26 protein-coding genes are annotated in these 23,114 nt (G+C 40.3%); 5 read left to right on the top strand and 21 right to left on the bottom strand.

Annotation, left to right across the window (positions count from 1 at the left end; genetic code table 11):
- Positions 1–113: 113 nt before the first annotated feature.
- From ACFSR5_RS16960 to ACFSR5_RS16910, 11 genes are all read right to left on the bottom strand, one after another.
- The gene (locus ACFSR5_RS16960; RefSeq protein WP_380905657.1) at positions 114–989 is read right to left on the bottom strand and encodes a lysophospholipid acyltransferase family protein; all 876 of its coding nucleotides are present in this window, start codon (positions 987–989) and stop codon (positions 114–116) included.
- Positions 986–1,876 carry a DUF6268 family outer membrane beta-barrel protein gene (locus ACFSR5_RS16955; protein WP_380905656.1) on the bottom strand — a complete coding sequence of 297 codons (891 nt, stop codon included), beginning with the start codon at positions 1,874–1,876 and terminating at the stop codon, positions 986–988. Before ACFSR5_RS16955 ends, ACFSR5_RS16960 begins: the two co-directional genes overlap by 4 nt.
- A gap of 269 nt (positions 1,877–2,145) precedes the next feature.
- The gene (locus ACFSR5_RS16950; RefSeq protein ID WP_380905655.1) at positions 2,146–2,751 is read right to left on the bottom strand and encodes a porin family protein; all 606 of its coding nucleotides are present in this window, start codon (positions 2,749–2,751) and stop codon (positions 2,146–2,148) included.
- A 140-nt stretch (positions 2,752–2,891) separates the two neighbouring features.
- Entirely contained in the window at positions 2,892–3,644 is a 753-nt protein-coding gene (locus ACFSR5_RS16945) for a LytR/AlgR family response regulator transcription factor (RefSeq protein WP_380905654.1), read from the bottom strand.
- On the bottom strand, positions 3,641–4,567 hold the full coding sequence (locus ACFSR5_RS16940) for a sensor histidine kinase (RefSeq protein WP_380905653.1): 927 nt from the start codon (positions 4,565–4,567) through the stop codon (positions 3,641–3,643). The genes ACFSR5_RS16945 and ACFSR5_RS16940 overlap by 4 nt, the downstream gene beginning before the upstream one ends.
- 320 nt (positions 4,568–4,887) lie before the next feature.
- A complete protein-coding gene (locus tag ACFSR5_RS16935; protein ID WP_380905652.1) occupies positions 4,888–5,277 on the bottom strand; it encodes a RidA family protein in 390 nt (129 codons plus the stop codon).
- Positions 5,278–5,366: 89 nt separating this feature from the next.
- Entirely contained in the window at positions 5,367–5,936 is a 570-nt protein-coding gene (locus tag ACFSR5_RS16930; RefSeq protein WP_380905651.1) for a Crp/Fnr family transcriptional regulator, read from the bottom strand.
- Between the two features lie 211 nt (positions 5,937–6,147).
- Positions 6,148–6,903 carry a helix-turn-helix domain-containing protein gene (locus tag ACFSR5_RS16925; protein WP_380905650.1) on the bottom strand — a complete coding sequence of 252 codons (756 nt, stop codon included), beginning with the start codon at positions 6,901–6,903 and terminating at the stop codon, positions 6,148–6,150.
- A 198-nt stretch (positions 6,904–7,101) separates the two neighbouring features.
- Entirely contained in the window at positions 7,102–7,308 is a 207-nt protein-coding gene (locus ACFSR5_RS16920; RefSeq protein ID WP_380905649.1) for a tautomerase family protein, read from the bottom strand.
- 11 nt (positions 7,309–7,319) lie between these two features.
- Entirely contained in the window at positions 7,320–8,078 is a 759-nt protein-coding gene (locus ACFSR5_RS16915) for an SDR family NAD(P)-dependent oxidoreductase (protein WP_380905648.1), read from the bottom strand.
- A gap of 236 nt (positions 8,079–8,314) precedes the next feature.
- Entirely contained in the window at positions 8,315–8,788 is a 474-nt protein-coding gene (locus tag ACFSR5_RS16910; RefSeq protein ID WP_380905647.1) for a nuclear transport factor 2 family protein, read from the bottom strand.
- Positions 8,789–8,902: 114 nt separating this feature from the next.
- Between ACFSR5_RS16910 and ACFSR5_RS16905 the strand changes: the two genes are divergently transcribed.
- Positions 8,903–9,316 carry a winged helix-turn-helix transcriptional regulator gene (locus ACFSR5_RS16905; RefSeq protein ID WP_380905646.1) on the top strand — a complete coding sequence of 138 codons (414 nt, stop codon included), beginning with the start codon at positions 8,903–8,905 and terminating at the stop codon, positions 9,314–9,316.
- Here the strand turns inward: ACFSR5_RS16905 and ACFSR5_RS16900 are convergent.
- The 4 genes from ACFSR5_RS16900 to ACFSR5_RS16885 all read right to left on the bottom strand — a co-directional run bounded on the left by ACFSR5_RS16900 (position 9,313) and on the right by ACFSR5_RS16885 (position 11,429).
- A complete protein-coding gene (locus ACFSR5_RS16900; RefSeq protein ID WP_380905645.1) occupies positions 9,313–9,798 on the bottom strand; it encodes a DUF4405 domain-containing protein in 486 nt (161 codons plus the stop codon). The genes ACFSR5_RS16905 and ACFSR5_RS16900 overlap by 4 nt on opposite strands.
- Before the next feature lie 11 nt (positions 9,799–9,809).
- Positions 9,810–10,400, bottom strand: a complete 591-nt coding sequence (locus ACFSR5_RS16895) for an NAD(P)H-dependent oxidoreductase (protein ID WP_380905644.1) — start codon at positions 10,398–10,400, stop codon at positions 9,810–9,812.
- A gap of 115 nt (positions 10,401–10,515) precedes the next feature.
- Positions 10,516–11,043, bottom strand: coding sequence for a Crp/Fnr family transcriptional regulator (locus tag ACFSR5_RS16890; protein WP_380905643.1), 528 nt, complete (start codon positions 11,041–11,043; stop codon positions 10,516–10,518).
- A complete protein-coding gene (locus tag ACFSR5_RS16885) occupies positions 11,034–11,429 on the bottom strand; it encodes a winged helix-turn-helix transcriptional regulator (RefSeq protein ID WP_380905642.1) in 396 nt (131 codons plus the stop codon). The genes ACFSR5_RS16890 and ACFSR5_RS16885 overlap by 10 nt, the downstream gene beginning before the upstream one ends.
- Positions 11,430–11,580: 151 nt before the next feature.
- Between ACFSR5_RS16885 and ACFSR5_RS16880 the strand changes: the two genes are divergently transcribed.
- Positions 11,581–12,348 carry a nuclear transport factor 2 family protein gene (locus tag ACFSR5_RS16880; RefSeq protein WP_380905641.1) on the top strand — a complete coding sequence of 256 codons (768 nt, stop codon included), beginning with the start codon at positions 11,581–11,583 and terminating at the stop codon, positions 12,346–12,348.
- Entirely contained in the window at positions 12,335–12,580 is a 246-nt protein-coding gene (locus ACFSR5_RS16875) for a DUF2798 domain-containing protein (RefSeq protein WP_380905640.1), read from the top strand. The genes ACFSR5_RS16880 and ACFSR5_RS16875 overlap by 14 nt, the downstream gene beginning before the upstream one ends.
- A 225-nt stretch (positions 12,581–12,805) precedes the next feature.
- Here ACFSR5_RS16875 and ACFSR5_RS16870 read toward each other — a convergent pair whose 3' ends face one another.
- The 4 genes from ACFSR5_RS16870 to ACFSR5_RS16855 all read right to left on the bottom strand — a co-directional run bounded on the left by ACFSR5_RS16870 (position 12,806) and on the right by ACFSR5_RS16855 (position 18,879).
- A complete protein-coding gene (locus ACFSR5_RS16870) occupies positions 12,806–14,386 on the bottom strand; it encodes a M20/M25/M40 family metallo-hydrolase (RefSeq protein WP_380905639.1) in 1,581 nt (526 codons plus the stop codon).
- A gap of 95 nt (positions 14,387–14,481) precedes the next feature.
- Positions 14,482–15,525 carry an AI-2E family transporter gene (locus ACFSR5_RS16865; protein ID WP_380905638.1) on the bottom strand — a complete coding sequence of 348 codons (1,044 nt, stop codon included), beginning with the start codon at positions 15,523–15,525 and terminating at the stop codon, positions 14,482–14,484.
- 44 nt (positions 15,526–15,569) lie between these two features.
- Entirely contained in the window at positions 15,570–16,346 is a 777-nt protein-coding gene (locus tag ACFSR5_RS16860) for an enoyl-CoA hydratase/isomerase family protein (protein WP_380905637.1), read from the bottom strand.
- A gap of 4 nt (positions 16,347–16,350) precedes the next feature.
- Complete coding sequence (locus ACFSR5_RS16855) at positions 16,351–18,879, bottom strand: DUF5686 and carboxypeptidase-like regulatory domain-containing protein (RefSeq protein WP_380905636.1); 2,529 nt, start codon at positions 18,877–18,879, stop codon at positions 16,351–16,353.
- Positions 18,880–19,315: 436 nt separating this feature from the next.
- Here ACFSR5_RS16855 and ACFSR5_RS16850 point away from each other — a divergent pair, with 436 nt between their 5' ends.
- Both ACFSR5_RS16850 and ACFSR5_RS16845 read left to right on the top strand, forming a co-directional pair.
- Entirely contained in the window at positions 19,316–20,293 is a 978-nt protein-coding gene (locus ACFSR5_RS16850; protein WP_380905635.1) for a hypothetical protein, read from the top strand.
- Between the two features lie 77 nt (positions 20,294–20,370).
- The gene (locus ACFSR5_RS16845; protein WP_380905634.1) at positions 20,371–21,729 is read left to right on the top strand and encodes a flavin monoamine oxidase family protein; all 1,359 of its coding nucleotides are present in this window, start codon (positions 20,371–20,373) and stop codon (positions 21,727–21,729) included.
- 35 nt (positions 21,730–21,764) lie between these two features.
- Here ACFSR5_RS16845 and ACFSR5_RS16840 read toward each other — a convergent pair whose 3' ends face one another.
- A complete protein-coding gene (locus ACFSR5_RS16840) occupies positions 21,765–22,433 on the bottom strand; it encodes a response regulator (protein ID WP_380905633.1) in 669 nt (222 codons plus the stop codon).
- A gap of 5 nt (positions 22,434–22,438) precedes the next feature.
- A complete protein-coding gene (locus tag ACFSR5_RS16835) occupies positions 22,439–23,065 on the bottom strand; it encodes a sensor histidine kinase (protein WP_380905632.1) in 627 nt (208 codons plus the stop codon).
- Between the last annotated feature and the right edge of the window lie 49 nt (positions 23,066–23,114).

Genomic DNA, 23,114 nt, shown 5'->3' with positions numbered 1-23,114 from the left:
CTGAAAAAAATCTTAGAAAAAAAATGATTTTTTTTCAGAAATCGGTCAATAGAATAAAATGACGAATGATACGAGCGACACAATGATGATCAGTATTGAGGCCAACAAAATATTCACCGTTTCCAACGCTTATGCGTCCAGAGCCAACCATATGGTTCCTCCTTAATATTTTCTGTTAATAGGCCAATATACTTTCGGGTTATTTCTCCTTCTGCTGTAAGTTCAGCGTGGAAACATACCGGTACGCAGGCAATTTTGTAATTTCCTTTTGACAGCTGTGTAATATGGAGATAGATAACGGAATTGTGTCCTTTACGAGCTAATTTCTCCATACCTGAAAAGAAATATGTTGGCTGATTCAGAAAAGTAAACCTGTACTTTTTATCTTTTGTCCGTGGACTTTGGTCTGCAAGAAGAAGATAAACAGCAGGACTTGCGGTGGTAGATAACAACAAGCGGGCCACTGTGTTATCTGCTAATAACCTCATGCCGAAACGCGACCTCAGTTTGATCATCAACCTATCTATGACTACAGACCTAAGAGGTCTATAAACCGCATAGATTTGATGACTTATTTTGTGCGACATAAAATTTAACATCTCCCAGTTCCCGCAATGTCCTAAACAGACAATAACACTTCTGCCCGAATTTATATATTGGTCTATCAGTTCCAGGTTTTCAAATTTTAATTTCTTATCTAGCACAGCTACTGGAACAGAAACATTTTTTATAATTTCAGCAAAATAGGCGAGGAAGGAAGCATAAAATTTTTTCACGATGGCCTGTACCTCCCCGTACCGTTTTTCAGGAAAGGCGCGGGCAACGTTTTGATATACCACCGATTTTCTATATCCTACGCCATGATATACAAGGAAAGAAATGAAAGAAGCTATTGTATATAGAAATCCCATCGGCAGCAAACTTATAGCATACGTGACCATATAAAGAACCCAAAATGCCACAATCTGTAGGGCTTGCTTTATTTTCATGGCTTAAATTTCATTTTTAAACCAATGGATCCATAGGGAGAGACCGAAAAATGATAGTCATTATCACTGGCAAATACCCCTTTCAATGTTCTGTCACTATATGCGGCGGGACGGTAGAGGTTCAATCCCGCCATAGCCGTCACGGATAGTCCTTTTTTTCCAAGTTTTATTTCGGGACGGAATCCGGTAACGATATATTGATGAGAAAATATCTTGTCCTTGCCGTCCTTTTTCAATAAGGCTGCCTGTCCATTCATCTCCAGGGCATATGCCAATTTGAATTTCTCGCCAAACTGATAACTCGCCGATAATTCAAGCCCCTCGATCACTTCGATATTTACGTCGTATTTCCCATGGAGCTTCCATTTAACATAGACTGCCGGAAATATCATCGGATAACCTAACGAACTATTGATCGCCACACCTCCTCCAATATCCAAATTTGGGTTTAGGTGGCGGATAAAAATAAGCCCCCCACTTGCAAGCATATTTTTAAAAGAAATTTTAGATAAATCGATAGAAGGGGAAAATATCCCCATGCCTATACTTGCCCGCATGGACCATTTGTCGTCCAAGGGACGTAAATGATAAACTCCTAACTGTAAATTTAAAATTTCAGACACCATACTCTGAGAGAAGTTCGTGTTCTTCATGGAGACGTATGTCCCCCCGAAACCTACTCCCCATGCTGTTGGACGATTGTTCTCATTTAACTTCGTTGATAAAGGCATACTGAACGTTCCTTGGTACACTGCGGCCGAGCCTTTCGCATCACCAATCTTTTCCCTAGGTTTCTCACCCGGGGGTAAATAATAGTAACCTGAATTTCCAATGTACTCTGTCCTAAATGACACCTGCTGCGCTTTTGATACCAGTGATAATGACATAACCACTGTTGTCAAGAATAGTATGATAGATTTCACGATCTAGAATTGTTTATAAATAACCTGTTTTTTTAATAAAGAGTTATGACATGGTCGCTCGGCAGTCGTTTACAAGGATTTCGTAATGATCCGATGAAGGCGAACATGGCTGGACGGAAAGAAATGCTAAAGTGCTGGACAAACTTCGAAACTATTACGTACCGCGACTCCGGAACCGTTTTGTACAAGTCCGAACCTCGATACGTAATTAGTGCATACCAACTTCTTGATTCTTAAAATTTGTAGGCTAATCCGATAGATGTCACCTGAGTCTTCATCGAACCTCCGTTTGTTTTCTTCAGGTCTGCAAGGCCGAACTGGTAAGTTGCATTTATTTGCCAATTTTTACCCAAATCGTAACCGATAATACCACCAACACCGTAGTCCAGGCGGTTCATTGTGGATCTGCCTGTCGTACTGTTCGGCTTGAATAGGCTTACACCACTAGACTTGGCGGAGATACCATAACCGATATATGGACCAGCTCCAATAAACGCTTTTCCGCGGCCCAACTCGCCCTGTACAATCCCATATAATGGGATCTCCACACCGAAAGACTTGATTTTATCGGTTTGATTTCCCAGCTTTGAAGTCCTGTAATAAAAGTCGATACCAGATTGCAGCGCGAAATTCGGGCTGATATCATATTTGACGATACCTCCAAGCGAACCGCCAATGCTCATTTTACTGTTGCCCTCCACGCCACCGCTCAATCGATAATTGGAAAGGTTTGTTGCCGCCTTAAAACCGACTGACACAGGGAATTCTTGTGCTGACAATTGAGACGAGAAAATCCAAGCGCCCACTGCAAGAAAAAATGTAATTACGTTCTTTTTCATTGTTCTAAATTTTGATGTTATTTTTAATTCTGAACAAAAGAACGACAAACGGTGCGGCCACCGAACAAGTAAACGATGGGATTCAGATTGGAAAGGATGAAATGAAATATCCAAGGAGTGGATTTTCAATATCAGATTAACTACATTATACCATCCATCCACTTTAGAAAGTCCGGTACACGTACCCGACTTACCAAAACATCATGAGGGCATTCCGGTGAAAAGGAAAGTTTCAGCCGGCTGTTAAAGTACTTTGCAACATTTTCAATGGCTTTAACATTTCCTATACAATTACGGGATACACGAAAAAACAAACGGTTATCCACCTGTTGCTCCAGTTGGTCTAATGTGTAGTTAATAATATACCGCCTATCGTTGAATGTATGGAGAAAGACGACACCATCCTCACTATAAAAATGGGCGATATCCTTGGTTTCAATATAATGATAATTTTCACCTTTGGCTATTAGAAATCGATTTTTGGTATTAAGAGGCAAAAGATGCTCAAAATTTTTCGCCTTGTTTTTATGAGCATGTTTATGGAAGATATTTTCAAACTTGGTTAGCGCTGCCTCTAGTTCGTTCTCATCAAATGGTTTCAATAGATAATCGATACTATTGAGTTTAAACGCTTTTATAGCATGTTCGTCGTAAGCTGTAGTAAATATGACTGGTATGGTAATTTCTATATGGTTAAATATTTCGAAGCAGCTACCGTCTGCCAGACGGATATCCATCAGTATTAAATCAACACTAGATTCGTTAAGAAACCCAATGGTATCTATGACCGTTTTTGTTTGTTTCTCCAGTAGATAACCTGGACGTAATTTCATCATCATACGTTTTAATTCTTCGTATGCGAACCGCTCATCTTCTACTATCAAGTAATTCATGACTCTATATAAGGTATTTTTACAGTAAATATTTGTCTGGTATGCTCCACCTTGACTTCTTTAGCATGGATCTTATACTGCTCGGTAATGTACTTTAGTCCGATCCCCCTTTTGTCAGCACTGCCTGATGGTTGGATATTGTTGGTGACTGTGAGGTAACTGCTATCAATAGTAATGATAATATGTAATGGTGAGTCTTCGGTTGCGATGTTGTGTTTGAATGCATTCTCGATCAATAGTTGAAGGGTAAGCGGAATGATTTTGTTTTGTTCACTGAACACTAATTTATTTACCGTGTAAGTAAAAGAGCTCTCGAACCTCATCCTCATTAGGAATATATAAGACTCCAAAGCCTGCAATTCTTCCGCAATAGGTACTACAGGTTGTTGAGAGAGAGATAAAACGTACCGATAGGTTTTAGAAAGGGCTTTAGTGAATTTATTGGCGTTCTCGGGGTTTATGTAGATTAAGGAAGATAATACATTTAAAGAATTAAACAGAAAGTGAGGGTTAATCTGTGACCTCAATGTCTCGTGCTGAAATAGTAGGACCTTACGTTTTGCTTTTTCCGAATCAGCAATAGCTTTTTGTTCGGACTGGAAGTAATGGATCAGTTCGAATACTAACAGGATTGGAATGTTTGCTGCCATTGCGAAAGCGAATTTGACAGAAAAAGGAGGCAATCCGTGACGGGACACAAGAAATACATCGTATATCAGAAAATTGAATAGCAATAGTAGAAGTAGTGATATTAACGTTATACTTAAAATGTCGGCTAGAATACGCAGAAAAATATTCTTGGAATACGGCAAATATCTGTTCAAAAATAATAGCAGGCGATAATCTGCTATACACATCGCAAAGATGAAGACATAATGGGCTGATAACTGTACATGAAAATTATTCCACAGATCTTCTTTCATTAAAATAATGCTGAACAGCATTTGGCACAAAGCATATATCAATGTGGAGAAGAAAAAGATGAGCAGCCTCTTTATATTTATTTTTCCGATCTGAACCATTTATCAAAGGTAAAGTTTCTGTATAGGACTGATAAAAAAACTGACCGGCTTTCTGATGAACTTCATTATTTCATGGATGAATTGAATAGTTGATTAGCTAGATGCTTTAAGCTCATACATAAAAATATAAATCCATTTGTATTGACAAACGGATTAACCCTAAAAAAAGGCAATTCAAGTGTAAAAAATTACTGATATGCCTTTGATTTGAAATGATTCGCTTACTTAACAACCGTTGCTTCCAATTCCACCTTCAGGGTTTCGAATAGGCTCACAACTTCAAGTAAGGTCAATGCTTGTTTAGTTCCGTGTCTGGCAATCCAATCTTGAAATATTGAAAAATGAGGCCATAATTCTTCGGTTGATGTTGTATATACATTTAATCGAACGATGTTACTACAGGAGTATCCGGCCTCCGTAATTACGCGTTCAAGGTTAGCCAGACTTTTAATAAGCTGAGTTTTCATGTCTTCAGTACTGGATATTCCATCGTCATCGATGGCTGTCTGTCCTGAAACATATAATGTACCTTCTACATTTTTGACCTCAATTGCTTGGGTGTAACTTCTGGCATCTTGCCATTTCCATGGGTTTATTGCATTAATTTCCATACCTATAATGTTATAAATGAACAATACAAATATGGAAAGAGCGGAAATGAATAACGTTGATACTAGGCACATTTTTGATGTGACAAATATCACAGGCCTCTACTTAATGATTCTCGTGAGACACCTAGATAGGCTGCTAATTGACTTTTTGGCAATCTATTTTTTAGTTTGGGATACTGTTTTAAGAAATGTTCATAACGTTGCGCGGTATTTAACGTCAACCATGAAAGTATCCGCCGTTGTAATCCTAAAAAACCATGGTTAGCCTTTTCTAAGAAAAATCTAAGCATTTTAGGATGCTCATTGCATAATTTAATATAGTCATCATAATTTAATGCCAGTACAGTTGTATCTTCCAAACAAATTAAGGAAAGGGTAGCTGCTGTTCGGGTATAAAATGCATAAAAATCACTTTCCCACCAATCCTCCATAGCAAACGATACGATGTGCTCCTTACCGGATTGATCCAAATAAACCAATTTAGTGAGTCCGGAAATAATAAAATAATGATATTTCGCCTTATCGCCTTCATTAACCACATATTGGTGTTTTTTATATCTTTTTAACCGGAAATGACCGACTATAAATTCTTTATCTTCTGGAGTTAAAGAAATTACAGTCTCAATATGTTTAATTAATGTTTCAAAATTGGTATCCAATGCTATACGTATAAAATTTGTTTAAATAAACAATAATACAAAGAAATGTCGATGTATCGGAGCTACGAACAGTGATGTTACTATTAAAATACCTGGACAATTGCGCCGGTAAGGACGTCCGAGGCAGGAACTTTTATGCTCGTACTGCCAACACAGAGCTCACTTCTGTAACATCCACAGTGTGTGAACGAATGATTTTGCTCGTTGTTTGTTAGCCAAACGATTGCCGAAACTCTAAGGGAGATAGATTGGTTTTGATCTTAAATAACTTGTTGAATGATTGCACATGCTCAAAGCCAAGTTCATAGGCTATTTCACTAACAGTCAGACTTGTAGTGGAAAGCTTTTCTTTCGCTTTTCCGATGAGCATTTGCTGTATGTGCTGGCGGGTATTCAGTCCTGTTAATGATTTGAGTAATCCACTCAGATAATTCGCCGAAACATTCAGGGAGTCAGCGACAAACTGAACCGTCGGTAATCCCCTGTTTATGGGCTCCATGCTGTCTATATAATCATTTAATAAAGCCTCTAATTTTGACAAAATTTGGTGACTACCTTTTTTCCGCGTAATAAATTGACGGCTATAAAAACGTTCGGAATAGTTTAACAAGGTCTCAATATGGGAAATTATTATTTTTTGCGTGTATGCATCGATACTGGTGGCTATCTCGTTGTTTATATTTTGAAATATGGAGTCGATGATCTGTTGTTCCTGATCAGAAAGAAATAGTGCCTCGTTTATCGCATAATTGAAAAACTCATAATTTTTGATTGTATTTGCCAACGACGTATTCCAGATAAAATCCCGGTGAAAAAAAAATAACCATCCACTGCGGTTGCTGTTGGTTGATTCGCTTTCCACCACAATATTCAAAACTTGGTTCGGAGCAAGAAAAGACATTAAACCTTCATCAAAATCGTATTCCTGTTGTCCGTACATCAATTTGGCATCCAAATTTTTCTTCATTGCTATAGAATAAAAATTATGTAGCCAATTCACATTGTTGTGTTGTGGCGAATCTATTATTTGAGAATAGTCCACCAGGCTAATAAGTGGGTGCCTGGGACTCTCCAAGCACCTTAGCTTATGATACTCTGAAATGGTATTTATCTTCGTGATTTGATTTGCCATAGTTGTTCTGCTAAAACAAATTTACGAAATAGCTTATTGTTTTTTGGTAGATAACATTTTGATTTCTCGCACGGTTTGACCTCCCACCGCATAGTTATCGTCACCTACGATATCAAAAATAACATGTATGTATTCTACAGGGATTTGTGTGGCGGAATGAACACTTGCTGTAATTGATTTAACCAAATCCGTTTTTGCTTCTTCATTTAATGAAGCGGTTGTAATTTTTATACTTGGCATAAACTACTATATTAAAGATTGTAACCACCAGAAATTTCAATACGTTGTCCATTTATCCATTTTGCATCATCTGTACATAAAAAGGCAACCACACCACCAATGTCGTGAGGAACACCAACGCGACCGAGAGCAGTCTGTGAAGCAAGATTTGCATTCATTTCTTTATTGTCACGTACCGCACCGCCCATAATATCTGTTTCGACAGGCCCGGGAGCAATTACATTTGCACGTATTCCTCTTTTGCCTAATTCCTGTGCTTGATATTTGGTCAACGTCTCGATTGCTCCTTTCATTGAAGCATACGTGGCGAATCCCGGAGTTGAAAAACGGGCCAACCCAGTTGACACATTCACTACGCCGCCGTTATCATTAATGCTTCTAAGCAATTTCTGAGTGAGAAAAAAAGGTCCTTTAAAATGAATGTTTAACAAATCATCAAACTGATCTAGGCTAACATCTGAATAAGGGACATAATAAATGAATCCCGCATTATTGACAAGATAGTCTATTTTGTCTGTTCCGAAATTTATTTTCAATGAACGAGTTAATGAAGCAACAAAAAGATCCAAACCCGATACAACAGTCATATCCAATTCTAAAGCAATGGCTTTTTGTCCAATTTTTCCTATTTCAGATGTTACCTGTTTTGCTAATTCTTGATTGGAATGGTATGTAATTATTACATCTAATCCCTTTTTGGCGAGATTGATAGCCATATCTCTGCCCAGCCCCTTGTTACCTCCTGTAACTAATGCGATTTTGTTTGACATTTTCCTACGTTTTTAATTATAAACAATGATCAAATGTCGGTACATATTCGCTGTTAGACTTAGCCGAATCTAAGGATATTGTATCCGAAACCTGCCTTATATTTTATGCCTGATCTTTCCGGATTTCTAGGCTTATCTTAAATGAAACACTCCTTGGTCTTCACAAAGGAAGCGCTTGTACCCAATGTTATTTCTGATATCATAGCGCTCCCCGAATGGTTCAGATGCAGGCTTATCTATTTTTCGACAGTGTTAAACACGGCCCTAACAACTTCTAAATCTCCATTACCGAATGCTTTAACGACAGCATATGGATCCCAATATTCCCTATAAAAATTTATAAGGCCATCTTTTAGCGTAAATTGCATCACCCAATTTTGTTGATACAATTGCCCTGTGGTGGGAATACGGGTTTCTCCATAGACTTCCGCCCAATAAGTCTGTTCATCTACCTGATATACCCTGATGTTGTCATATTTTATATTTGGCATACTGGGCAGTCCACCTTTCAGATAGTTGTACCACTCGTCATAGTTCATGTTTGGGGTTGTACCGAGTGAGGATGCATAAGGGAATTCCACGGTAGTATCAGGATGAAATAAGCTGATGACCGCTTCAGCACTATCATTCAATCCCATTAATAGTTTGTTGAAAATTATTTCTCCTGCGTTTTTAATAAGATCTTGATCTTTTTCTAATTTAGTTACCATATTATTTAACGTGTTATACATAAATTGCTTTTAACAAAATTAGGCCTAATTTTATACATTAGAAAGTAGTCACCCCAAAGTATAGTATATACCTTTAAGTATAAATTGAACACAATGACCCATAACAAAGAAAAAAAAGTTGATAATTATTTGAAATTGCAGCAAGGCTTTTTGTCAAAGTCTAATCTAGACACAAGTTGTATATTAAATCAATCGCTTGCGCTCATCGCGAATAAATGGACATTACTTGTCCTAATGGCGTTAATGCAGGGGGTGAAACGAACAAACGAACTTCAAAAGCAAATTAATGACATTTCACCAAAGATGCTGAATGAAACGCTTAAGAGATTGGTTGATTACAAGATGGTACAACGGAAGGTGTATCCGGAGGTTCCGCCTCGTGTTGAGTATTGCCTAACAAAGTTTGGAAAAAGCACTGCTGACCCATTAGCCGCATTACTGGATTGGTCTGTAGAAAACGAAGAGATATTGCGGTCTCTTTTCGAGCGATTCAATCAGAAGGCTTAGTCTTCATTTTCTATGATCAGATCAAATACTTCCATAATGTTTGTCTCATTTTTCGTCCAGATGTCTCCCAATGTCGTAGCCTTTTTTATCGATATTCCTTTTGCTTCCAGTTTTTTAGCGGCTTTGAGCGAATCAAGCTGTAGTGCTTTGAACGCATCGGCAATGGAGGCTTTTGATATTCGCTTCAAAATTATGGTATCAACTTTTGGACTGTATTGTTGCTCCACGATAAATAGCAGGGATATTAGGGTCAAGGCCAAGGTGGCAGGCATGAAAACGCCTCTTTTGAAATGAATTTTCAGAGCTTTCCAATTAAGTATAACGTGAAAAATGGCACAAATAAAAAAGAATAAGCCTAAGAATTCGTGTACGACTTCCGTATAGCCGTCAAATAAATGAAAAAACATAAGCACACCAGAAATTCCAACGACAAGGAAAGTTAAGGAGATGAATGGAGTGACATAATTTCTGTTCAATTTCATAGCGTATGTATTTATTTAAGTTTTGAAAACCTGGTTTCAAGGTTTGAAAGCCATTGCACGCGCTTTTCTCGGTTTACTGATCTTACCGAGGTAAAACTGATCCAATGAAGGTTTTTATAGCCCATCGTCTTAAAAACGCTTTTGAGCATGACTCTTCGGATCAAGTTTCCAATGAGCAGAGCATATAAAATTTTTGGTTTATTCATGGTGGTGATGATGGTTATGCTGTTTAGATTTTTCAACAGCGGTACCAATCCAAAACCTCGGGGATGATGGTCATACATAACCCCGGGACCCAAAACCCGGTCAATAAAACCCTTGGTTGTCGCTGGCATAATGTCCCACCAAATAGGGAAAATGAAAATTAGGTGGTCAGCTTTTTTCAAACGTTCATTATAGTCGATCACCTGCGGGTCAATGGGTTGGTGATCGACAAATGCTTTTAAGTCTGCTTTTGACATTGCGGGATTAAATCCGTCATTGTCAAGATGCATCAGGTCAACTTCATGACCGGCGATTTGAAGTCCTTGGATTATAGATTGTAAGATAGCATTACAATAGCTACCTCCATTGGGGTGATTGAATACGATGACTGTTCTCATTTTTTTACTCTCTTACAGTACAAAATTGAGAAGCCAGTCCGCTGTCAGACGATAACAATTGTTAAGAAATTAGGACGGGCCTAGAAGAAAAAATTAGCAGAAATGGGATACAAAATTATCGCCTATTTCGGATTCTGCTTAATGAAACGGGTGTAATACCCAAATAAGAGGCTATATAGTGTTGAGGAATACGCCGGATAATATGTGGGTATTCTGCAACAAGTTCTTCATAGCGTTTCTGCGGATTGTTTTTCAGATAGGAATAGAATGTTTTTTGAGAATTTAAAAACCGTCTGAACAGATGTTTGTGCATTTCCTCCTTGACTTCGGGTAGATCTGCCAAAACATGCTGAAAATCTTTTTGGCTAAGGGTTTGTAAAATACAAGGTTCCAAACTTTCGATGCTATATAAACTCGCTTGGTTTGTCATGAAGCTTTCAATAGAGGATACGCGATCACCTTCAAAGAAAAATTGCGTGGTAATATCCATACCATCATTATTAATCCAGGTACGCAAACAGCCTTTCTCAATAAAATACATTGTTCTTGACATCTCTCCCTCCTGTAAAAGGATGGTTTTGGCAGGAACTTCCAAACGTTTAAATAGCGGTTTAAATTTATCCATTGCACCTGTCATTGCCATACCTTTAAATCAGCCGCATCAGTAATAGGTTCAGCATCGGTATGCTCTTGCTTTTTATAAAAATCAGTCATGAAATCACTCCCCCAATTTTCCATCATATCAACAAGTGGCAAAAGAGATTCACCCAATTCAGTTAAAAAGTACTCAACTTTGGGTGGAAGTACTGGATAAATAACTTTTTTTACTACGCCATATGCCTCCAGCTCTTTCAATTGTAAATTTAAAACTCTTTTGTTCGCAAGGGGATGTTTTTTCGCGAGATCACTGGGTCTTCGGATCCCTCGATTGATAGAGTCGATTAGGCAAGGTTTCCATTTACCGCCTATAATCTCAAACGTTATGCTAATTCCACAACTAAAATCTTTCGGTATTTTCTTCTCGTACATGCTATTTTTATTTAGGGATAAATCTACAACATATTTCGTTTTCAGTAGTATAGGGATAATATTATCCCTATACTAATATTTTTACCTATATTTTTTCACGTGTATAAGGTCAGTAATTTTGTCAAAACAATTCATCATAATAATTAAAAAAATGGAATTATCAAATAGAGACAAAGCTGAGGCTATACAAAATAGCATCGAAACAGAAACATTGGCAGAAGTGGGACTGATCAATCCAAATTCGTATAAGCAACATAATCCACATGTGGCAACAGGTCTACAGGCAATTTTAAATTTGCATGAGCAAATGCCTATGGATAAAGTTTATACAAATGTCGTTCGAAAATTTCAGGATGGCGATTTTGGATTTGTGCATGTGGACTACTTCCTCTTTGAACCCACAGTTGCTTTTGATATACACCGGTTCGAAAATGGTGTAAGTGTTGAACATTGGGATAATCTTCAGGTCACTCCAAAAAAGTTGAATAAAAGCGGAAGAACAATGACCGACGGAAAGACCAAGGCAAAAGATCACCATAAAACGGAGCTCAACAAAACCCTTGTAAAGAGCTATGTTAAAGACATTCTTATGGATAGGAAAATCGAGCTGGCACCAAATTATTTCAGAGCAGACGAATTGATCCAACATAATCCACATATGGGTGATGGGGTACAGGAATTCCTCGAGGTGCTGGAACAATGGGAGCATGAGGGGAAACCTCAAGTGTATAATAAAATACATAAAATACTCGGAGAGGGAAATTTTGTTCTCGTATTAAGTGAAGGCTTTTTTAAGGGAGATCATGTGGCATTCTACGACCTGTATCGAGTTGAAAATGATAAAATTGTGGAGCACTGGGACGTCGTTGAACGAATACCTGAACCCGAAAATCGGAAAAATGATAATGGCAAATTCTAAGAAGGATAGACGCTACACGATGGTCAATACCCTTTTTGTTGTTCTTCCGACAACGCTTATCACGGCAGTCCTATCAGGTTTTATGAAAGGGTGGACGGTTGATAATTGGACTGGTGAACTTCTTAAGTCATGGCTTTTTTCTCTGCCTATTGTCTATGCCTGCGTATTATTCTTATTGCCGTTAGCAAGTAAATTGACCAACAAAATCTTAGAAAGGAAAGAAAATGTATAACTAGGGCACATCCCTGGAGTTTACACGTTTTTGGGATGCTTCGTATGTATGCTTTAGTCCCCAAGTGTTAACGGTCCACTGACCTTAACGATAAGAATGTTGCTTAGCTATTGCTGAAATTGAGAAATGATATTGCCGATACGCAAAAAGAAAGGGACTATATCATATTCAACAATGATAAAGTCCCTTTCATTTTAGTGAGACCTATAGGAAACTTAGCTGAAGCTAATAGCCCACTCCCGTTCTCCTAGGCTGACGAATAGCCGGCCATTCTCCCCGGTTACCATCCGGCGTAGTAGGCAACACTCGGCGTTCACGATCAACCAGGGCACCTTCCTGCGCAGCTTTATAAGCTAAGACTGCCGTGAGTATAACATTGTATCGTAGATCTTCGAAGATTAACTTATCGTAAGTATCTAAGTTGGTATGCCAAGTATTAGTAAAATATCCCCACGATAAGGAACTCAACATAAAGGCAGGGACACCTGCTGCAATAAAGGACGCATGATCCGATCCGCCGCCACCAGGGCTGCCAGGAAATGTCGTTTTGATATCTTTGGTGATCTGGGTTGGGGCAGCCTGCAGCCAGCGGCCAAGAAAATCATAGGCATGTACAAAACCCGAACCATTGATCTGCTCAACCCGTCCTGTACCGTTGTCGAGGTTAAATACGGCCTGTGTTTTTTCTGTTATTGCTGGATTATCGAGTACGAACGCTCGAGATCCGTTCAAGCCCTGTTCTTCGCTCCCCCATAAGCCTACCAGGATGGTCCTTTTTGGATTTGGAAAAACCGCTTTTAAGACCCGTGCAACTTCCATCATGGCTAACGTGCCCGTACCATTATCGGTGGCTCCCGATCCACCTTCCCAAGAATCTAAGTGAGCAGATAAAATCACATATTCATCAGGAAATTCTGTTCCTTTGATCTGTGCAATGGTATTGAACGATGGAACATTTCCTAAATCCTTGGAACTTGTTTCGACCTTAATTTTTGGTGCCATACCGTTTTCTGCCAACCGGTAAAGTAGCCCATAATCTTCAAGTGAGATATCAACAGAGGGCACGCGCTGCGTGCGTGCACCGAAAATTTTGTTCGCCCCGAATTCTCGAGACCAGAAACTGGATACTATTCCAGCAGCACCTGCTTCCTCCAATTTTCCCGGCAACGAATTGGCCGATAAGCCGATAGCACGAAAACGCGCATCAAACGCTTTTACAAGGGAATCACGTTCACTTTTCATTCGGGCAAAAGATTCCTGCCGTGCATATTGCTCCCAATTATGATCCGGACGACCTGTCGGCTGGTACATTGATGTCAGCACATATTTTCCCTTAACCGCAGGAAGCCACTGCTGAAACTCTGCCGCGTTCTTAAAGTCAGGTAATGTAATCACCTCTCCTTCAATGGCCTTTCCTTTTGTGCTAGGACTCCATGCAAGCTGTGTTCCAGCCAAGGTTTTTAACCGCGGATACGTCATGTCTATATGAGAAATACCTCGCTCCCAACCGCGCCATTCGCCGAATTGTTGATTTTCCGCCGGGATACCCCAGCTTTGAAAAGTTTTAACGGCCCATTCATTGGCTTTATTCATGCCAGGCGTGCCCACCAAACGGGGGCCGACAACGTCTAACAATTCAAATGCTAGCCGTTCTAACTGGGAATTCTGTGTTGCCTCTCGAACGATGCTGGTCACCACGGGATCCGGCTGCTGTGCGACGGACCTTCCAATTTGCGCTTGCGTAGTGACTATTATGAGTAAACTGCTCCCACAGAGCCATGTGCGTAAGTTCCTTGATAAATGCATATAATATTGGATTAGTTATGCTCTAAATTTCGACATTTTACCTAATAAGTTGGTGTTTGTCCCCATAATTTTACGCTATGAAAGGGCTTACAGATTTATTGACGGTCTTCCAGCTGCTCTTTTTTTAGCGCCAAGCGTTTGTTTGCTTTATAGATTTTTACCGCAATCAGAAAATACGCGAGCAGTAACGGACCATATACGAGCCCCATGATTCCGAACAATGGTAAGCCAATTATGACCCCAACCACGGTGATCAATGGATGAATATCGCCCACTTTCTTAGCAATGACAAAACGCAGCACATTATCAATATTGATAACCAATCCAAATCCCCAAATCAATAGAGCCACACCTTGCCACGTCTGCCCTTGCGACAGTAAGATTAGCGCCGCAGGAACAAAAATCAAGGGTGGTCCCAATAGAGGAATAAAGGACAAGATGGCACATATAACTCCCCAAAACAACGGATCACGAACACCAAACAACATAAATCCCAATGAAAGACAAGCCCCTTGAACAATGGCAATGATGGTTTGCCCAATGATATTCGAATAAGTAATGTTCTTAAGTTCTGTGCCGAATACGAGCGCCTGCTCTTCGTCAAATGGCATGTAGTGAATGAAACTATTTTCGAAGCCTTTGTAGTTCACCAATAAGAAATACAGGATAAAATACATCACTGTGATCTCCAGGAAAACGTTTGCAGCTCCGCCCAGAACTGTTGTAAGCAAACTCCCAAAATATGCAGCACTGGCCTCCACCTGCTCTTTCAGTATATCCGGCTTACCAAGCTTATCCCCAGCAAACTTATTTACAGCATCTATGAGCTGTCGTACCCAATCCGGGTTTTCCTGCAACTCCATAGCCTTACGCACCAACATACTACCAATTCCTACGAAAGGCAGCACGATAATAAATACGGAAATAATAATTATTAAGACCGCCGAAAGCGGCTTTGGCCAGCGTCCACGTTCAATCAAATATCGATTTAATGTCCGGAACAGGGTGTACATGACCAAAGCGCCCAATATAGCTCCATATATGCCGCGCATAGCATACAGCAGGATGCCCCCAAGCACCACGACGATAAGGAGAATAATGAGATTTCTCTCCTTTTGTGAAAATACTGGATTGTTCATACAGATAGTGGATAATGCACGCTAATATCTGTATGAACAACCGTCTAAAAATTTGGTTTGCGCTTTTCCAGAAAAGCCCCAACTCCCTCGTGGAAGTCCGGTGTTGTGAACGCATGAGCGAAGGCCTCAATTTCAGCCGCATAGCCGAGTTCTGGCGCACGAAGACCCGTGTTTACCGCATTTATACCCGCAGTGAGCGCTGTAGCAGATCGACTATACATTTTTGAGAGAATCTCTTCGCATTTCACAGCAAGGTCTTTTGCTTCCACAACATGGTTCACTAGTCCCCATTGTAATGCGGACGTAGCATCCACCATATCTCCTGTTAGGATCATTTCCAGCGCTTTTCCTCGTCCCACCAATGCAGGAAGACGTTGCGTGCCACCATAGCCGGGAATCAACCCTAGCGACACCTCAGGCAATCCCATTTTTGCCTCTGCTACTGCCACGCGTACATGGCAGGCCATAGCCAGCTCCAGTCCGCCTCCTAACGCGAATCCATTAATGGCCGCAATGATCGGCTTAGGGAAATGGTAAAGCACATCCATAACCTCGTGATGCCCCCACTCCGCGAGCTGACGGGCCTCTTCCTGCGAAAGCCCGGTAAACTCGGCAATATCTGCCCCGGCAACAAACGCACGCTCTCCGGCGCCTGTCAATACAATTCCCCGGACACCATTGTCTGTCTTTAGCCGTCGGAGCACCTGTCCGAGCTCCTGTAAAGTATCCCGGTTTAACGCATTTAACTTTTCCGGCCTGTTCACCGTGAGGTAGGCTGTTTTATCTTTTATTTCCAGCAACAAATTTTTCCAAATTTCCATATCGCTAAAAGTTTAAATGAAGACTTAATCGGTAGCTATCTTTATCCACATTGGGTAATCCTAAGTAATTCAAACGTCGTACATATTCTACACGCAGTACACGCAGAATATTATCTATGCCGACTTTGCCCTCCCAATAGGGTGATCGGTCCATTACGTGTGTCATGACCTGTCCTTCTCTGTCCCGGTCAAATCGGATAACCGCATCGCTCAGATATGGATTGTTCGCATCTGTTAACCGGCCGTAAAACATCTTCACGCCCCATATCTCGCGTAAATTTAATTTTTTGATCAGTGGGATTTTGTTAAAAATGAACCCTTCTAGTTGATGTTCGAGTGAGAACCGTACATACTCGTCCGCTACGAATTCCATGCTTCGCATCATCGAAAAATCAATGATGTGGCGGTCTTCCTCCCGGAAAACGTCGGGAAGTTCGAGTAGCGGATAGGGAAGCGTGCCCCAAATTTTACCTCCAGCTACCGTCATATCAGCAAATCCGAGCTGCTTCAAGAAAAATCGCTTGGACACAAACGCCCGGAGGGCATCAAACGCATAGTCTCCATTCCAAAATCCTTTGAGCCCACGGTTGTACTGGAGGTTGAACACGGGATATTTTTCGACGATAGTGCTGCGAACAAGATTTCGGTAATAAAATTTTTCCTTGGGTGCCCACCGGAAAATAAGCTCCAACTCGTTCGTGTTTATGTTTGGAAGGTTGAGGGTGGGATCTCCCGATGAAATAAAAGAGAGATCACCGACTGCCCGGCGGCGGTGATGCAATAGTGATGTTTGTAAACTGATGTGATTACCAAATTCGATTAGGTGCTTCAATTGATAAGCATAGGTGTCCATCCACTTGGTGGGGCGGTTACTTCGTATGGACTGAAAAAAGCTATCGCCTTTTTTAAATCCAAGATTACGTCCGGGATCGAAGATATCATGTTGTATCGCCACTTGAAGGAAATGTGCGGGATATGAGGCCACAGACTTTCCATTCAAGGCCAATGTAGGCCTGATAAAATATTTAACTTGTTTATCCTGCATCCCGTAGGCTAGGTATCCTTCCAAAAATAGTCGCTCAGAAAACACGCCTGTTGTCCGTCCACCGATTCGGATGCGATTTCCTTCTATATTATTTTGCGAATACACGTATTCTACCGGACCAAATTCAACAGGTCCGGCGTTATAAAAACCTTGACCAACCAGGTACCCAATGGCCAGCATGGTATTAAATGTCCTGTTACTATTTAAGGAATCGATATTGACATATACCTTATCTTCCACGGGGGATAGTGCAATCGGACGCTGCTGTTTGACGATACCTTCATTGCTCTTAGCATTGACCAATATTTCCGTGGGTGCTCCAGCAAAAACCTCGTCAGAGAATGTTGGGGCAAAATTATAATCGTAATTGAGGGTCGTTTTTCGTCCATAGACCGCATCCCTTTTATTAGTCCCAAAAACAATATCCACATCGCTACGTTCCAAAAACATGTACTGCTCAGCGTTTGGCGCATAGCTTAGAGCGATCTGGATCTCGTTGATCCAGTTTAGGTTCGCTTCCTTATTAGCCCTCAATGTTGCCTGGCGAACAGCAAATCGGTTGTCCATTGTGATTTGCAGGGTACCACTCAGCAACAAATCGGTTTTATTGCGCGGTTCGAAATTTAACCGGATATAGCTTCCGTTATCCGTTTTTACGGTATCGACGATATAATATTTGTAAAAAACGGGCGCATTGTTGGCAATCGGACTAAGGAAGAGCTTATTGATCAAGAAAATATTCTCATCATAGATCTCCACATCTTGAAAGAGATATTGGAGATACGATTGTATATTATGGTTATTCACATAACGTGCATCAAAATCAGTTTGCTTAATGGATTTCACACGTTTCTTAAATGCTTTCGGATCATTTTTAGAGTATACGTCGCTTAACTGTTCCTGTAAAAAGATAGTAAGAAGGCGGTCACCAGGCGATGTCGTGGTATCCACGTTCTTAAAAAAGAACTCCAGGCTACCCAATCGGCTTTGATATTTTTCAGAGGGATTTACTAATCCGAACTGAAGTTTATCGTATTGCTGAAAGGTCAACCGGGGCTGGTTCTCCAAACGGTTTATCCGCTTATGCTTGATGACCTGATGGATGAGATCAACCGCGGGGTTTCTATTGTTATATTTTTTCCTATGCGAAATCTCTACCGCATCAATTAGCTGCTCATTGCGTGTTAGTGCTATTTTGATATCTTCTTTTACGGCAGAATAATTTACCTGAGCATCGCGATAGCCGATAGCCGACACAAGTAGCGTTAGAGGAGAATCATGCTGCGTTTGAAGCGTAAAGCGCCCACTGGAATCGCACGAGGTACCCTGTGATGTTCCGACCACCTTAATACTCGCTAATGCAATCCCATTTCCGCTTTCCTTATCAACAATATGCCCTGTTATTTTTTGTTGGGCCAAGCTCACCCCAAAAACCATGTTCAGGGTAAGTAAGCATACGATTATTTTCAACAAACTAAATTCCCTCATAATCAAAGTGACCCTGCATAAAGATACAATTTGTGGTAATAGATCAAAATGAAATTAGAAAAAACCTTCTACTCAGTAACTAATCACTAAAACTGTCTTAATGTTTAATAAATGTGACCCTTAAAACTTTTCATTACGCTTTCAAAACCTAATCCTTACGTTTTCTGTGAAAGGAGAACGCGTCCATCCAAGATCAAAACTCCAAAATCGGGAATGGGTTTTGTTCAACGTTCTTTAAGGGCGTAAACACCGGGGACAGACAAGATATCCGTAATTCTACGTAATATATGATCGTAGTGGTTATACGCTTTCAATTGGCTTGAGAGCGATCTAGCTTTGTATAGTAGTAAGCAAGTCTGCAGACAAATACATCTTACTAGGGGAATAACAAGGGTTGGTATTCCTAATTACTTACACAATTTAAATACAACTACCAATGGGAAAGTCAAAAACAATTGAGCAAAAAATGCAAGAGGACAAAAAGTTCCGTGAATACATGGATCAACTTGGCCAAGAAGCAAGAAAAGAAGAAGAAAGGATACTTGTCGATATCCGAAACACAGTATCTTCTCATTATGAAGAAAACAAGTGGGATCATGCTCGTTTATTTGGGGATAAAAAAAGTGATTTTCAAAACTACGATGATTGGAGTCTTTCGAGGGTAAATTCAATAGTGGATTCGATCGGTAATGCACTGAGTTCCGGAGACTATCCTTCAAAAAACGTCCCGGGATCGGAAGATGCAGACAAATCTACGGTTGACAAGGCGAAGGAATTTACAGGTGCATTTGCAGGAGACTATTCACTTATCATCGCTCGGGTTAAAACACTTATTTCGGGTGTGTTATCACAATTTGCCACCGCAAGTAAGGCTACACGAAAGAGCAGTTTCAATGATATTCCGTTATCTGGCGGATTACATCTTTTCTTCGGATCGACTGGAGAGGTATTTACACAAAACACCTTCTTTACGAACCAATTCATTGGATCCTTTCAGATCGTCTTTGAAGTCTATATGAGTGTTGATGAGGCAAAAGCAATTGGAATACAGCAAATATTACAAACTACGGAGTTCGAATTGAACCTAGTAAAAGAACAGATTATCGACGTACGTATTCAAGCGAAGAAATCGCTGCAAAAAATACTAGAGCAAGAACCTGAAAAATATGTCGCTACCAAAGCAACGTATGATCTGATCATTGAATCATTGAAAGCTGACCGTGCAGAACTTATGTTGGAGTATGACAAGTACAATCAGGTAACCAATGCGGTAGATTCCTTCATGTCCAATTCGTTGCTACTTGGAACCTCTAGTGATCTTGAAGTTAACCTGAAGACCATTTTCAACGACTGGGAGGTTGATCTTGCCAAGCGTTATATCGCTGAAAAATATCAAACTGCCAACGCATACTAGCTTAAATATCCAAGCAAAGAATACAGGCTATAGAGCGACTTTAGCCTGTATTCAATTTCAATAAAGGGTCCCCACTAATGGAAAAGAAATATATTATAATAGGCGGAGGTGCCGCAGGTATCGGCGCTGCGTACAAAATATTGGAAAGCTCCAAAACCGCAAAAGTCCATCTTTTCGAAGCCCAGAGTATCTTGGGTGGTCGAGCACGAACAGATGTCAACGCCATTAAAGGGTTGGCCTTCGACAAAGGATGTGTATACATACAAGATCCGAAAAATCCAAAAAACCCATGGCCTGGAATAGCCAAAGAGCTAGGTTTTGATACCGTAGTTGACAATACTGGTGCAGAGTTAAGAATTAAGGAAAACGGAATTTACCGGAACGATAGCATACATGGAATTCCTGAAATCAATGAGTTTGTTCAGTCAATCGAAGATCAGTTTGAGAGCCATAAGGATTTTCCTAACTTAACCGTATGCTGCCAGCCAAGAGTTTCCGATGAGCATGTTCAGTTGGCTCTAGGTCTTAGTCCATACGGCCCATTTACCGAATCGACCGAGCCATGGAACTACATCGCTTCCGACCGATTCCGGGAGGCTACTGGGAACTGGGGAAATAATTTATTTGTACGTAAAGGGTTAGGAACTCTGGTACGTCAGTATGGTGAGAATCTGTCCAATAAGTATGGAAAACGATTTCAAATAACATATAAATCAATCAAAACGATTAAGTACGGTCACTTCGACGATTCACAAAAAAATGATGACCAAAGTAGGGTTGTCACCGTTGTCGATAGTAGTGGACAAGAATATCAGGCAGATGCTTGCATCGTAACTATTCCCGTATCGTTATTAAAAAAGCGTACCGTTCAATTCATTCCCCCTTTGCCACTCCCTTATCAATTAGCGCTAAAATCGCTGATGCTGGGTTCATATAAAAAGATCGCTGTACAATTAAACAAGATGCCGATTGACATTAAGGACGATATCAATTACTATCTTTATAACGAAGATCCGCACGGAGTATGGCAATATTATCGCTTATCGTACTTCCCAAAAAACGTTCTGATAGTGCATACCGCCGGAAATTTCGCAGAACAACTCGACTTTTTTGATGAACGGGCTACATTTGACCTGTTTGCAGACAGCTTTAAAAAGGCATATAATGACCAAAAATTAACGTTCAATAGAAAATTTGGAACAACCAATTGGGACAATAATCAATACAGTTTAGGAGCATACTCGTATACGCAACCGTTTGGACATTCTTCGACCAGCACACTTGCCTTAGACGCAAGAAAACAGATGGCCAAACCGATTGGTCGATTGATTTATTTCGCTGGTGAGGCTTATAATTTAGAGGCGTACGGCACTTTGCATGGCGCTTACATAGATGGTCAAGAAGCCGCCGAAAACATGCTCCGTGATACGGACTAGCATAAACAGCAGAGAAGTATCTGCGGAATTTTTCGCTAGGCCATTGGGGGCAACGGATGAATATCGCTCATAATAGCATAAAGCACAATTCCTACGGTATTTTTTGCCCCTACCTTGTCCATAATATGCTGCCGATGGCTCTCAACGGTCCTTACACTAATGTACAACTTGTCTGCTATCTCTTGACTGGTACATTCTTGACATATCAACTTTAGCACATCTTGTTCTCTAGAGGAAAGTTTGTCCTTAGGAGACAACATTGGCCGTCTATTTGATGTGTTTAAGTATGATCTCAACATTTCATAATCCCGTGTCGTAAAATACAGCCCGTTTTTATGTACTGCATCGATCACTTCTAACAATTGTGCTTTAGTTGTATTTTTGGGAATGAACGCCGAAGTCCCTAATTTCATCATATGCCCAAGCACATTCTGTCTATAATGGGAGGAGAGAATAATTATCTTTATTTCACTGTACATGGACCTTAACCGTTCGATAACCTCGAAACCATCCATTGGCTTCATTTCTATGTCTAACAAAACAATATCAGGAATATCATCGACTAGCATTTCTGACATTCTGCTTAAGAACCTTAGACCGTCGGTTTCCGCTAATGTCACCTTTACATTTGGACAGGATGCCAATAGCACTGAAACACCTTCTACGAATAAAAATTCATCGTCAAGTAATGCAATTTTAACCATATCTTCTACTTTTTGGGTATGAGAACTAATAACCGGGTACCTCCATCGGCTTTAGTTTTCCATTTCCATCGTGCCTGAATGGAGTTAAGCCGCGATTCCATATTGTTAATACCCATTCCCTTTTCTATTCCACGAGAATCAAAACCAATTCCATTATCGGAAAGAACCAGAGAAAAATAAAAATCCGTATCTCTCAATTGAATCCACATATGGGATGCCTGAGCATGCTTTATAACATTGGTAAGAAATTCTTGGATGATTCGGTATATCTGTACTTCAAAAGCAATGTCGCGGGGGATATATAGACCTGTGATGTTTATCAGAACATTCAACTGGCCATCCACATGAGCTATCAAGTCTTCCAAACTAAGAATAAGTCCAAAATTCTCGAGAGAAGAGGGATATAGGCTATGGGACAAGTTTCTAGTAGTCTCGATCAATTTCGGCATTAGTTCTGCTATTATAGAACGAGATCTTTCATCTGACCATGCTTCCTCGTTAGTCACCCAAAGGAACATGATATTCAACTTATTACCAATTTCATCATGTAAGAGTTTGGCAATCTGCTTTCGTTCATTTTCTTGAACGAGGCTGAACTGAGAGGCTATTTCTTTCTGATGTGCGAGTTCCATTTCATGTTGAATTTTTCTTTCTCGTACAATCCGCTGTATGAAGGCTCGG

Origin of the sequence: Sphingobacterium suaedae (assembly GCF_042684625.1) — a bacterium.
In the GTDB taxonomy this organism is placed as follows: domain Bacteria; phylum Bacteroidota; class Bacteroidia; order Sphingobacteriales; family Sphingobacteriaceae; genus Sphingobacterium; species Sphingobacterium suaedae.
This window is presented reverse-complemented; position numbering and strand designations above follow the sequence as displayed.